Below are 12,536 nucleotides of genomic sequence, written 5' to 3'. Positions count from 1 at the left end.
CCTATGAAGGCTCTGTCCTTCTACTTTTTTATTTGCTTTTACTTGCTCTTCTGTCCAACATGTATTGTAGCTCTACAGTTCACTGGGATGAAACACAGAACAGCGGTTGAAAAGCTTCCGTGGATGTAATATAATGAAATGTATTCTCAAATTGGGAAAATACTTTCTTTTGTGGCAATTTCAAAGCGTCACGCAGTGCGCCGCACTTTGAAATTGCCGCAAAATGGATTTTGAATGGAAGTGATTGTGCATGCTCGGAACCGATATTGCGATTGATTTGGGCACGTCCACGGTAAAAATTTACTTGGACGGGAAGGGCGTTATTTTAAAAGAACCAGCCGTGGTGGCGTACAATGTGGAGACGGAGGAAGTTGTCGCCATCGGCAGTGAGGCGTATGCGATGGTCGGGCGGACTTCAGACCGCATCGATGTGGTGCAGCCACTCTGCAACGGCGTGATTTCCGATTTTGATTTGGCGCAGTATCTTATCAGCCATTATATGAAACAGATCAGCGGCAGCAAGGTCTTTATGCCGCGTGTGGTGGTCAGCGTCCCCTGCTTGATCACCGAGGTGGAAAAGCGCGCGGTGGTAAACGCCATCAGTTCCGCCGGCGTGCGAAAAATCTGCCTGATTGAAGAGCCGGTTGCAGCGGCTATGGGCGCCGGCGTCAAGATCGACGAGCCGCACGGGACGTTGATTGTGGACATCGGCGGCGGCACGACCGACATGGGCGTGCTGTCTTTGAGCGGCATTGCCATTTCGCGCTCAATCAAGACAGCGGGCAATGCATTTGACGAAGCGATCATCAAATATGTTCGCCGGAAATACAATCTCATCATCGGAAAACGCATGGCAGAAGAGGCCAAGATCGCCATCGGCTGCGTGTATCCACGCAAGGAGATGGTAAAGCACCGGGTCAAGGGCCGTAACGCGATGACCGGCCTGCCGCAGTGGGCGGACATTTCGTGCGACGAGATGTTGGAAGCTTTGATCGAGCCTGCGATGCAGATCATCTATACCGTACAGGAAATGCTGGAAAAGACGCCTCCGGAGCTGATGGGGGATGTGTATTCGGATGGGATTATCCTGACCGGCGGGTCGTCGCAGCTATTTGGGTTCGATAAGTTGATTTCCAAGAAGACGAAAATGCCGGTCCGTATCGCTGAGGAGCCGGATATGTGTGTAGCGCGCGGCGCAGGGCTTGCAATCAAATACATTGAGGACATTGAGAGCAAGGCTTACGGTGTGCTCAATCCGTTGAGCGCCGCTTATTAAAGGCACGTTTTGCACGGATTTTCAAAGGCATTCAGCCATTTTTCGGAGCTACTTTTGAAGGAATCCAATCAAAACAGATAAAAAAACAGGCGGGTGGTTTCCTTATTGGGGAACCACCCGCCTAAATTTTTTAACGAACAGGAAACGATAGGATTTAAAAGAGGTTATGGGCTTTTCTCATTTTAAAATACGAAAGAGCCGTTATATTGTTTTTACAAAATCAATACAAACTCACTTGTTCTGTGCTTGATATGTTTCTACGATCATATTCGCACATTTGTATACGTCGCCGCCGCCGAGGGTCAAGATCAAGTCGCCCTCCTGCGCCTTTGCCATCACATAGTCGCGTATCTCCTCAAACGTTGGGAACCACACACAGCCCGGGATCTTTTCCGCCAGATCTTTGGCGTAGATGTTGTAGGTGTTGACCTCCCGTACGGGAAGGATCTCGGAGAGAACCGCGTGGTCCGGGATGGACAGCGCCTTGGCAAAATCGTTCAACAGCATATAGGTGCGCGAGAAGGTGTGCGGCTGGAAGACCGCCCAGACCTCACGGAACCCCATATGCATGGCAGCGTTCAAGGTAGCGGTCAGCTCGGTGGGATGATGGGCAAAGTCATCGGCCACGGTCACGCCGTTGAAGGTGCCGAGGATCTCAAAGCGGCGGTGCACGCCGGTAAACTGGTGGAGGCTTTCTGCGATGGTCTGTGCGTCCACCCCCATGTAGTCCGCGACGGCAACCGCAGCGAGCGCGTTGTAGATGTTGTGTTTCCCCGGAATGCGTAAGCTGACCTCGCAGAGCGGGGCGCCGTCTTTCAACACGGTGAAGCGCTCACAAGCGCGCTTGGTGTCGGCAATATCCACCGCACGATACCGGTTTCCCTCGTCAAAGCCGAAGGTCAGAAGTTTTTCCGAAGGAATTCCTTCGACCGCCTTGCGGGTGTTGGCGTCGTCGCCGTTGATAATCAGCAGGCGGGAAGTCTGAAGGGCGAACTGGTGGAAGGAGCGGATGATGTTCTCCAACGTCTTGAAGTAGTCGAGATGGTCGGCGTCGATGTTCAAAATAACGGACAGCGCCGGTTCCAAATGCAGGAAGGTGTCCACATATTCGCAGGCCTCGCAGACGATGGTCTCCGACCGGCCGACACGGCCGTTTCCGCCGATAAAGGGGAGCTTTCCGCCGATTACTGCGGACGGGTCGGCGCCGGCGTTGACGAGGATCTGCGTGATGAGCGCCGTAGTAGTCGTTTTGCCGTGCGTGCCGGAGACCGCCACGGAGTTTGGATACCGGCGGGTTACCATGCCGAGCATGACGGAGCGCTCGACCGTCGGGACGCCCTTTTCGCGCGCGGCCACAAGCTCCGGGTTATCTTGCTTGACGGCAGCGGTGTAGACCACCAGCTCTGCATCGCCGATGTTTTCCGCGCGATGGCCCATTGAAACGGGGATTCCATAGGAGCGGATGCGCTGTAGGGTGTCGGATTCGCTGGTGTCGGAGCCGGTGAGCTGATAGCCCTTGTGGTGCAAAATCTCCGCGAGGGGGCACATGCCGGAACCTCCGATCCCCACAAAGTGAACTTTTTGAACCTTTGACAAAATATCGTTGCTGTCCATTCTATATGATCTCCTTAGCAGATGTTGAAAGAGGTAGTGCTTGATAAAAGCAGTGCGGTCTACCGTTGGCAGACTTAACTAATTTATTATATTGCAAAATCCCAAAAGAATAAACCGTTTCTTGAAAAATTGATCGGAAAAAATTCGCCGGGGCTTTGGAAGGGATTTTATTCAGGATAATCACACAGTGAAAAAATCCCCATACTATAGGTTACAGCCATATTTCCCTGGAAAGGGCAACAGGAGGGCTGGTTTAGTCCATGCAGGAGGTTTGAAATATGATTGATTATAACAGTTTTGGCGTAGTCGGCGGCGACCGGCGGCAAATCGCTTTGGCTGAGTCCATCGCCTCGGATGGATATACCGTATATGCGTTCGGTTTTGACACCATAAATTTTCAGAAAGGCGTTGTCAAGGCTGAATTGGACGAGATCGCTGCCAAATGTGAAAACATTATCCTGCCTTTGCCTGTGACGGCGGATGGAAAATACTTAAACACCCACTACAGTGAAAAAAAGACCCCGCTGGACGATACCTTTGCAGAGTACATGCGAAACAAGACGGTCTTCGGCGGCATGATGGGAAAGCTGTTCCTCACCAGTGAATTGTGGGACGGCATCGATACCTACGATTATTACACCCGTGAGGACTTTGCGGTCAAAAATACGGTTCCTACCGCGGAAGGCGCGCTAGAAATCGCCATGCGGGAATATGCGGGAACGATCAATGGAAGCAACTGCCTCGTGGCCGGGTATGGCCGCATCGGGAAGGTATTGGCCTGGATGCTGCGCGGCATTGGTGCAAAGGTCACCGTGAGCGCCCGCAGAACGAGCGACCTCGCGTGGGTCGAGCTGTTCGGTTACCAGGCGGTCAAGACGGACGATATTTGCGACCGGGACCAATACGATTTGATCTTTAATACAATCCCTGCGCTTGTCTTTAATAGGCGGATGCTCTCCAAAGCGCGGGAAGGGACGATCTTGATTGATTTGGCCAGCGCGCCCGGCGGAGTCGATTACGAAGCGGCGGAAAAACTTGGCATCCGTGTTATCAAGGCGTTGTCCCTGCCCGGGCGGGTTGCACCAAAGGCGGCTGGGGAGATCATCAAAAACACCATCTACAACATCATGGAGGAGTGAGGACTTTGAACGATTTGACGTTTGGCTATGCACTGTGCGGCTCGTTCTGTACATTTTCCAAATCCCTAAAACAAATGCGCGCTTTGGCAGAGCAGGGATACCAGCTTTTGCCGGTCATGTCCTATAACGCGGCAAAGACGGACACACGATTCGGCAAAGCATCCGATTTTTTACAGGAGCTGCGGGAGATTTCCGGCCGGGACGTGATCCAGACCATCGTAGGGGCGGAACCGATCGGCCCCAAAAAAATGGTGGACCTGATGATTGTAGCCCCGTGTACAGGGAATACGCTGGCGAAGCTCGCAAACGGCATTACGGATACGCCGGTCACAATGGCGGTCAAATCGAATTTGCGCATTGGCCGTCCGGTGCTATTGGCGCTCGCTACAAACGACGCGTTGGCGGCTTCCGCACAGAACATCGGAAAGCTTCTCAACACGAAGAACGTCTATTTTGTTCCCTTTGCACAGGACGATCCGGAGAAAAAACCGTACTCACTGGTGGCAGATTTTGAAAAGCTGCTTCCGGCGGCACTGGCGGCCTTAGAGGGGCGGCAGCTCCAACCAATTTTGGGTTAGAGCGGATAAAAAGATTGCCATAGCGCCCGTTCGTGTGCTATGATGGTACAGGAAAAGAGAGGAAGTGAAACGATGCGGTATTGTCCCAGGTGTCAGGTGTTGATCAAAGAAGGATATCGCTGTCCCGCCTGTAATAGCAACAAGTTGCGGGAACCCCAGGAGGGCGATCCGGTGATGTTGTTGACTGCTACGGAGGAAAAGTGCCGTAGAATCGGCGCAGCATTGGATGACAGCAAGATTCCGCACGAAGAGCGTGTCTGTGGTACGGAGGGAGTTGCGTCTGCCTATGCGGGGGACGGGGGAAAGTGCAACAAAAATGTGTATGTCCCGTATAACCGTATACAGGAGGCTGTCGACCTCATGCATAGCATCGGCGTAACCGGCCGGGAAGAGACAGATGGGGAATCGGATGAAGCTGCTGAAATGAGCCCGCGCAAACGGTTTATTGTGCGCGCGATTTCAGTGGTGCTTTTTATTTTGTTGATCTGGGCCGTAGTCACTGTGACAGATATAGCCGCGGGATGGGTGAAATCCCTGCTGTATCCCTGATAAACTGTGTTTGAAACCATGTTTTTGAAACCGGCGCCGGTAAAGTTTCTACGGCTGGCCGGCGCCCGGTTCCAAAGACGGCGGTCTGTATAAATTTTAGATGTGAAAAGAGGAATGGTGAAATGAGTCAGTATCATATCGATACCAATTGCATCCATGCGGGTTATACGCCCGGAGATGGGGAGCCGCGCGTGGTGCCAATTGTACAAAGCACAACGTATAAATATGACCATGCGGAGACGCTTGGCAAGCTGTTCGACCTGGAGCAGGATGGGTTCTTTTATACCCGCCTTGCGAATCCGACGCTCGATGCAGTGGAAAAGAAGATTGCGGCGCTCGAGGGCGGCGTTGGCGCGCTGCTGACTTCCTCCGGACAGGCGGCGTCTCTGATTTCTGTTTTGAATATCTGCCGCGCAGGTGGGCATGTCGTCTGCTCCAGCGCCATCTATGGCGGTACCTTCAACCTGTTCTATAAGACCATGCATGAGATGGGGATCGATTTTACCTTTGTTTCCCCGGAAAGCACCGAAGAAGAGCTGAATGCAGCCTTCCAGCCGAATACGCGCTGTGTCTTTGCAGAGACGCTCTCCAATCCGGCCTTGATTGTGACCGATCTGGAGCTGTTCGCAAAAGTAGCGCATGCCCATGGCTTGCCGCTGATTGTGGACAACACCTTTGCCACCCCGATCAATTGCCGCCCGTTTGAATTCGGCGCGGACATCGTTATCCACTCCACGACCAAATACATGGACGGCCATGCGGTCCAGGTCGGCGGCGCGATTGTGGACAGCGGCAAGTTTGACTGGAACAACGGCAAATTCCCGGAGTTTACGGAGCCGGACGAGTCCTATCACGGCGTTGTCTATTGCAAGCAGTTCGGCAATGCGGCTTATATTGCGAAGGCGCGCGCACACCTGATGCGCGACTTGGGCGCGCAGGCCAGCCCGCAGAACGCATTCCTGCTGAACCTTGGCCTTGAAACCCTCGCCCTACGCATGGAGCGCCATTGCTCCAATGCGCTGAAGGTCGCTTCGTTCCTTGAGCAGGACGACCGCATCGCTTGGGTCAATTATCCGGGCCTCAAGAGCAGCAAATACTATGATCTGGCGCAGAAGTACATGCCGAACGGCACCTGCGGCGTCATTTCCTTTGGCATCAAGGGCGGCAGAGAAGCAGCCGCCAAGTTCATGGAGAGCTTGAAGCTCGCCTCCATTGTGGTCCATGTGGCCGATCTGCGCACCTGCGTGCTCCATCCGGCCAGCACCACCCACCGCCAGTTGACCGATGAGCAGCTGGTGGAAGGCGGCATCAGTGCGGATATGATCCGTATGTCCGTGGGCATTGAAAATCCAGAGGATATTCTCGACGACATCAAGCAGGCACTGGCACAGGTATAAATTTGGAATAAGCAAAGCCCCCGGATAAAATTCCGGGGGCTTTAATCGTTTTATAACGGCTTTTACCGTGCGTCCAAAAAGCGGGCAATTTCCCGAAACAGCCGTTCACGTTCCGGCCCGAGCGTACACACATGGGGGCTGTCCGGCAGCGTCAGCAGCCGCTTCTTGGAAGAGGCTGTACGGTTCATGATGATTTCAGCGCTTTCCGGTGCCACCGTTTCATCCTTCCCTGCGCGGACCACCAGAAGCGGGCACCGGACGGTTTTTAATCCGTGAAGGGTGTGTGCGATCAATGCGTTGAGCTCCGCAACGCTTCGGACGGGAGTGCGGTCGTAGCAAGCGTTGTATTCCGCCAGGAATTCCCCATAGGAGGGATGGGGGGAATCCGTATGATACCGCATCACCGGCCAGATCAGTCTCGCAAAACGGCTGGCGCGGTTGCGCACGCGCAACGCAGCGCAAATTGGTACCGCGCGATAGACAGGGCGCGTCTGTGCCAGCAGAAGCGCAAGCGTTCCTCCCATCGAAAGGCCAACCACACTGACGCGCTCGCATTCCTGCGACAGCTGGTCGAACCCATCCTGGACGGCGCCAATCCATTCAGGCCACCGGCGGTGTTCCATGTCGTCCACCGTTGTCCCGTGGCCGGGCAATAAGATCCCCTTGACCCGGTAGCCACGCCGGGCCAAAGCCTCCCCCAACGGCAGCATGGTGCCTGGGGTGGCGGTAAAGCCGTGGACCAACAGGATGCCGTGGCGGGGATTCCCCGCGAAGTCAAACGGACGGCAGAGCGGATTTTGCGAGAGATCCATCATGGTTCCGAGCCTTCTTTCTTTTTGCTATGGATTGGAGGGGCGGACAGCCGCCGGAAACCGGAGCGCAGAAATGCGGGCTTGACCTCCGAAAGCAGCATCGCCCCAAAAATCAAGGCAAAGCCCGCGAGAATACGCCCGGAGAGCTCTTCGTGCAGAAAGAGGATTCCGCAGATGCAGCCGAATACGGACTCCAGCGACATAATCAGCGACGCGTTTGAAGCGGGGACGTATTTTTGGCAAACCGTCTGCAAGAGCAGGGCGATCATGGTGCTAAATACGCCGAGATAGAGAATATAGGTAAGTGTATCGGGTGCAAGATGCGTCGATATAGGTTCGGTCAGCAGCGAGGTGACCGCCGCAAAGATGGTGGCGAAGCCAAACTGCGTGACAGAAAGCAGAATAGGGTCCTGCTTTTGGGTTAAAATAGCGGTGGCGACGATCTGTGCCGTAAATCCTACCCCGCCCAAAAGGGAAAAGGCGTCCCCTTGATTGATGGAAAAATCCGCATTTAGGGAGAGAAGCCCAATGCCGATGATGCAAAGAAAGGCTGCCGAGACATTGTAGAGATCCGGGCGCTGTTTTTGGATGATCCAATATAGAAACGGGACTAAAACGACATAGATTGCCGTCAAAAAGGCATTTTTCCCCGCTGTAGTGTATTTTGCTCCCAGTGTTTGTAGATAAAAGGCGAGAAAATACAAAAATCCGGCGAGCGCCCCTGCTTTGATACAGCTCTTATCAATCCGCTTGAGCCGGGGGAAAAAGACAATGCACATCAGAATCGTTGCGATTGCGAAGCGAAGCGCGACAATAGCGGCAGGTTCCAGGCTGCCAGTCGCGCTTTTGACAACGACAAAGCCGCTCCCCCAAATGATCGTGACAATCAGAAGGCCCAATTCCGCCAGCCGCAGTTGTTTTTTCGTATACAAATAGATCCCTTCCATTTCCCTCGTTCTTCATTCGGGCAAATTGCCCGAAAAAATACGGGATGCTGCTTTTTCCGCTTCACAACACCCCGCAGTTCTTTGCGTAAATTATACCATCCTGTCCAAGGAATGGCAAGGAGGGGGCAGACGCGCGGACGGTGTATAAATAGCCGCGTTTTTTGCATGTTCATAGATTTTTCCTTTTCTTAGCAGGCAGGGTGTGCTATAATAACTTCACGCCCTAACGGAAGGCAGGCGTTTATTGGCCAGCCAGTCCCAAGTTTCCTGGGCGTTCGATATTGAAACCATGCAGCAGCCGTTTCGCCGTGGGAATGTTTGCGGCGCTTTGTCCCGCGATGCGGCTTCCGGTTTCTGTTTGCATACTGATTTTAATTTGGAGATGATGGAATGATCGGAATTGAACAGCGTGCGATCTGTGACGGTGTCAATTTTAGAAGTATTCGCGATACGAAATTCAAAACGATGCGCATTTCAGCCCATCTGATCGTGCCGATGAGCCGTCAGACCGCGGCGGAAAATGCGCTTTTGCCGTTTTTGCTCAGCCGGGCCAGCCGGGAATATCCCGACTTTACGAAGCTGGGGCAACGGCTTGCCGAACTCTACGGCGCATCCCTCAATGCAGATGTCCAGAAGCTCGGCGATTTGCAGGTGCTTTCCCTCTCGGCTTCCGGCATCGCGGACCGCTATGCGCTGGAGGGCGAGGCTATTTCCGGGGAACTGGCAAAGCTGCTGTGCAGCATTCTCTTTGACCCGCCCCTGGTGGACGGCCTTTTCCCGGAGGACGGCTTTGAGCAGGAAAAGCGCCAGACGATGGAACTGATCGATTCGGAATACAGCGATAAGCGCACCTATGCACGCCAGCGCTGTGAAGCGATCATGTGTGCGGATGAACCGTATGGCGTCAACCGCTACGGCGGCAAGGAGGACATCGCTCGGGTGGAGCGCCCCGCTCTGACCGCGGCGTGGAAGCGCCTTCTGGATACCGCAAAGATCGAATTGATGGTGCTGGGCGACTGCGACCCCGCGCCGGTTTACGAAGGGTTCCGCGCTGCGTTTGAGACGCTCGGCAGCCGTAAGACGGCCGACTGCACGACAAAGGTGGTGCGCTCGGCAGAAAAGGTCAACACGGTGACCGAAAAAATGGATGTGGCGCAGGGCAAGCTGGTGATGGGCTTCCGGACCGGCACCGCAACCCCCGACGAAGAGGTCCCGGCCACGCGCCTGATGGCGGCCCTGTTTGGCGGTACGCCGAATTCGAAGCTGTTCCTAAATGTGCGTGAAAAGTTGAGCCTGTGCTATTATTGCAGCGCGTCCTACAACAGCATGAAGGGGATTATGCTGGTGCAAAGCGGCGTGGAAGTAAAGAATATGGAGCGCGCGAAGGAAGAGATCCTGCGCCAGCTCGATGAGGTAAAGCAGGGGAATTTTGACGAGAGCGAAGTGGAAGCGGCAAAGATGAGCCTTTGCAACAGCTACCGGACGCTTTCGGACTCCTTGGGCGGACTGGAAAACTGGTATCTTTCCCAGACCTTTGCCAGCCATTCGCAGCAGCCGGAGGAAGCTGCCGCACAGATCAACGCCGTTACGCGGCAGGAAATCATCGACGCGGCCAACCGGGTGACTTTAGACACCGTATACTGCTTGGTGGGAAATGGGGAGGATGCGCAATGAATGTGATTCGAGAAGTAAAGAGCGGCCGTGTGGGGGACCGGTACTATGAGGTAAAGCACCCCTCCGGCCTTCGTATTTTTGTCTATCCAAAGGAGCAGAACAATTCCACCTATGCGGTTTTCGGAACCCGCTACGGTTCGGTGGACACCACCTTCAAGCGCTCCGACGAGGCGGAAGCCTGTACGGTACCGGCGGGCATCGCCCATTATTTGGAGCACAAGCTTTTTGAGAGCGAGGACGGGGATGCGTTTGCACGGTATGCCAAGACCGGTGCGAACGCCAATGCATATACTTCGTTTGATGTGACCTGCTATCTCTTCTCCTGCACGGAGAACGTTTACGAGTCGCTGGAGATTCTGCTGGACTTTGTGCAGTCCCCCTATTTCACCGAGCAGACGGTGCAAAAGGAACAAGGCATCATCGGCCAGGAGATCCGCATGTACGACGACGACCCACAGTGGCGTGTGATGTTCAACCTGTTGGAGGCGCTGTATCACAAGCACCCGGTCAAGGTGGATATCGCGGGTACGGTGGAGAGCATTGCCCAGATCACGCCGGAGCTGCTCTACCGCTGCTATCATACCTTCTACAATTTGAATAATATGGTGCTCTGCGTTGCCGGCAACGTGGAGTTGAACAAAGTGCTGGATCTCTGCGACCGGATGCTCAAGCCCTCTGCGCCGGTGGAGATCGAGCGCATCTTTGAGGAGGAGCCGCGCGAGGTTGTCAAGCCGCGTGTGGAACAGAAGCTGTCGGTTGTGACGCCGCTGTTTGAGCTCGGCTTCAAGGAGAATGCCGTGAGCCGGCGCACGACCAAGGAACTCGCGGAGACCGAAATTTTGTTGGAGCTGATGGCCTCTGACGCCTCACCGCTGTTCCGCCGCCTGTTGGATGCGGGATTGGTCAACGAATCCTCGTTTGGATACGAGTATTTTGAAGGGCCGGGCTACGCCTCGATCATCTTCTCCGGGGAGTCCAAGGACCCGGACCGCGTTGCGGAGGAGATTCGCGCAGAGGCAGACCGCCTGCGCCGGGAAGGGATCGATCAGGAAGCGTTCCAGCGCGCGAAGAAAGCGCTCTATGGCCGGAACATCGCCGCGCTGAACAGCGTGGACAATATCGCCAATTCAATGGCGTCCTTCGCCTTTGCCGGCCGGGAGCTTTATACCTATATCGACGACCTGGCGAATGCAACACTGGAATCTGTTCAGAAACGTTTGGAAGAGCAGCTTGACCCGGCTTACTCGGCCTTGTCGGTTGTGTATCCGGTCGAGTAACCCGTTTATCAAGGCAGAATAGAATAAACCGCCAGGCTTCCCGCGCGGAGCTTGGCGGCTTTCCTGATTTTTTACCGCGCGCGGGGAAGGTGGACTTGAAATGTATACGGTACAATTTCCAAAACTCGGCTGGGAATTCCATGTGGACCCCACCGCTTTCTACATCGGGGATACTCCAATCGCATGGTACGGCATCATCATCGCCGTCGGATTTATGTTGGCGTTCCTCTATGCCATGTTCAGCTGTAAAAAGATGAATATCAATAGCGATAAGCTGGTCAACTGCGTGTTGGTCGGCATGGTCACTGGCATCATCGGGGCACGGCTGTACTATGTATTGTTCTATCCAGGTGATCTCTATATCCGCGATCCCATGCAGATTTTTAATATCCGCGAGGGTGGGCTTGCCATCTATGGAGGCATCATCGGTGGATTGCTGGGCGGTGTGATCACCGCGAAGATTTGCAAGTTAAGGGTTCCGGCGGTATTGGATGTTGCAGTATTGGGCTTTTTGATTGGACAGGGCATCGGCCGCTGGGGAAATTTTGTCAATCAGGAGGCGTTCGGCAGCCAGACCGATCTGCCCTGGGGAATGGTCAGCGAGGGAACCCAGGCGGTGGTGAACGGCCCGGTACATCCCTGTTTCTTCTATGAGTCGGTATGGTGTTTGCTGGGATTTGTCCTGCTACATATCTTCTGCAGGAAATTCAGAAGATACGACGGACAGGTCTTTCTTCTCTATTTGGTCTGGTATGGCTTCGGCCGGTTCTTCATCGAAGGATTGCGCACGGACAGCCTACTGACCCCATTCTTCGATCTGCGCGTCTCCCAGCTGGTGGCAGCTGCCACGGTTTTGGCCGGCGTTGTCCTGCTGATTGTATTCCGAAACCGCACGAGCCTTTCCGGATGTGGTTCCGCCAAGGTCATGGCGATGAATGCCCTCAAGGAATCGGTGCCGGAGGAATTGGTGGAAACGGAGGGGGATTCCGTGGAGACAGCTGTGGATGGGGAATCTGTGGAGTTGGAATCTGCGGGAGAAGAAGCAGACGCAGATGCTTTGACACAGATAGAATCCTTACAGGAACCGCAGGGAGAAACAGAACCGGCCAGCCTGGAGGATGAGAACCCGACGGAGCCGGAAGAAAAAGAGCCGGTAGCAGCTGTACAGGAAGAGCGTTCGGAAACTCCCGTGCCGGATGAACCGGCGGAGGGTTCCCGGGAAGAAGGATCGGACGATCCAGACAATGGACATCAGGAAGATTAAAATTGGTAT

General features: G+C 54.4%; 11 protein-coding genes. 8 read left to right on the top strand and 3 right to left on the bottom strand.

Translation table 11 applies throughout. The features are described 5' to 3' along the window. The first annotated feature begins 250 nt into the window (after positions 1–250). Positions 251–1,276, top strand: a complete 1,026-nt coding sequence (locus I2G69_RS04195) for a rod shape-determining protein (protein ID WP_191362850.1) — start codon at positions 251–253, stop codon at positions 1,274–1,276. Positions 1,277–1,507: 231 nt separating this feature from the next. Here I2G69_RS04195 and murC read toward each other — a convergent pair whose 3' ends face one another. Next, positions 1,508–2,890, bottom strand: coding sequence for a UDP-N-acetylmuramate--L-alanine ligase (murC, locus tag I2G69_RS04190; RefSeq protein ID WP_191363125.1), 1,383 nt, complete (start codon positions 2,888–2,890; stop codon positions 1,508–1,510). A gap of 278 nt (positions 2,891–3,168) precedes the next feature. Between murC and dpsA the strand changes: the two genes are divergently transcribed. From dpsA to I2G69_RS04170, 4 genes are all read left to right on the top strand, one after another. Beyond that, entirely contained in the window at positions 3,169–4,029 is an 861-nt protein-coding gene (gene dpsA, locus I2G69_RS04185; protein ID WP_207740529.1) for a dipicolinate synthase subunit DpsA, read from the top strand. 5 nt (positions 4,030–4,034) lie between these two features. Next, positions 4,035–4,607, top strand: coding sequence for a dipicolinate synthase subunit B (locus I2G69_RS04180; protein WP_087231861.1), 573 nt, complete (start codon positions 4,035–4,037; stop codon positions 4,605–4,607). A 171-nt stretch (positions 4,608–4,778) separates the two neighbouring features. After that, on the top strand, positions 4,779–5,156 hold the full coding sequence (locus I2G69_RS04175) for a hypothetical protein (protein WP_140400335.1): 378 nt from the start codon (positions 4,779–4,781) through the stop codon (positions 5,154–5,156). A gap of 122 nt (positions 5,157–5,278) precedes the next feature. Continuing rightward, the gene (locus tag I2G69_RS04170; protein ID WP_191363127.1) at positions 5,279–6,553 is read left to right on the top strand and encodes an O-acetylhomoserine aminocarboxypropyltransferase/cysteine synthase family protein; all 1,275 of its coding nucleotides are present in this window, start codon (positions 5,279–5,281) and stop codon (positions 6,551–6,553) included. Positions 6,554–6,615: 62 nt separating this feature from the next. Here I2G69_RS04170 and I2G69_RS04165 read toward each other — a convergent pair whose 3' ends face one another. Beyond that, the gene (locus tag I2G69_RS04165) at positions 6,616–7,368 is read right to left on the bottom strand and encodes an alpha/beta hydrolase (RefSeq protein ID WP_195560259.1); all 753 of its coding nucleotides are present in this window, start codon (positions 7,366–7,368) and stop codon (positions 6,616–6,618) included. Continuing rightward, a complete protein-coding gene (locus I2G69_RS04160) occupies positions 7,365–8,297 on the bottom strand; it encodes a DMT family transporter (protein WP_191395364.1) in 933 nt (310 codons plus the stop codon). Before I2G69_RS04160 ends, I2G69_RS04165 begins: the two co-directional genes overlap by 4 nt. A gap of 405 nt (positions 8,298–8,702) precedes the next feature. On the opposite strand from I2G69_RS04160, the gene yfmF reads away from it, so the two are divergent. The 3 genes from yfmF (at position 8,703) to lgt (ending at position 12,527) form a co-directional block, all read left to right on the top strand. Then, positions 8,703–9,986, top strand: coding sequence for an EF-P 5-aminopentanol modification-associated protein YfmF (yfmF, locus tag I2G69_RS04155; protein WP_191363130.1), 1,284 nt, complete (start codon positions 8,703–8,705; stop codon positions 9,984–9,986). After that, complete coding sequence (gene yfmH / locus I2G69_RS04150; RefSeq protein WP_195560258.1) at positions 9,983–11,263, top strand: EF-P 5-aminopentanol modification-associated protein YfmH; 1,281 nt, start codon at positions 9,983–9,985, stop codon at positions 11,261–11,263. Before yfmF ends, yfmH begins: the two co-directional genes overlap by 4 nt. 100 nt (positions 11,264–11,363) lie before the next feature. After that, complete coding sequence (lgt, locus tag I2G69_RS04145; protein ID WP_191363132.1) at positions 11,364–12,527, top strand: prolipoprotein diacylglyceryl transferase; 1,164 nt, start codon at positions 11,364–11,366, stop codon at positions 12,525–12,527. The last annotated feature ends 9 nt before the right edge of the window (positions 12,528–12,536 follow it).

It is taken from the genome of Anaeromassilibacillus sp. D41t1_190614_C2 (genome assembly GCF_015558525.1).
Taxonomy (GTDB): Bacteria; Bacillota; Clostridia; order Oscillospirales; family Acutalibacteraceae; genus Anaeromassilibacillus; species Anaeromassilibacillus stercoravium.
This window is presented reverse-complemented; position numbering and strand designations above follow the sequence as displayed.

Excerpts from the sequence above, each read along its gene's own strand:
- I2G69_RS04195 (WP_191362850.1), top strand. The coding sequence starts at position 251 with ATGCTCGGAACCGATATTGCGATTGATTTGGGCACGTCCACGGTAAAA.
- I2G69_RS04170 (WP_191363127.1), top strand. The coding sequence starts at position 5,279 with ATGAGTCAGTATCATATCGATACCAATTGCATCCATGCGGGTTATACG.
- yfmH (WP_195560258.1), top strand. The coding sequence starts at position 9,983 with ATGAATGTGATTCGAGAAGTAAAGAGCGGCCGTGTGGGGGACCGGTAC.
- dpsA (WP_207740529.1), top strand. The coding sequence starts at position 3,169 with ATGATTGATTATAACAGTTTTGGCGTAGTCGGCGGCGACCGGCGGCAA.
- I2G69_RS04165 (WP_195560259.1), bottom strand. The coding sequence starts at position 7,368 with ATGATGGATCTCTCGCAAAATCCGCTCTGCCGTCCGTTTGACTTCGCG.
- murC (WP_191363125.1), bottom strand. The coding sequence starts at position 2,890 with ATGGACAGCAACGATATTTTGTCAAAGGTTCAAAAAGTTCACTTTGTG.
- yfmF (WP_191363130.1), top strand. The coding sequence starts at position 8,703 with ATGATCGGAATTGAACAGCGTGCGATCTGTGACGGTGTCAATTTTAGA.
- lgt (WP_191363132.1), top strand. The coding sequence starts at position 11,364 with ATGTATACGGTACAATTTCCAAAACTCGGCTGGGAATTCCATGTGGAC.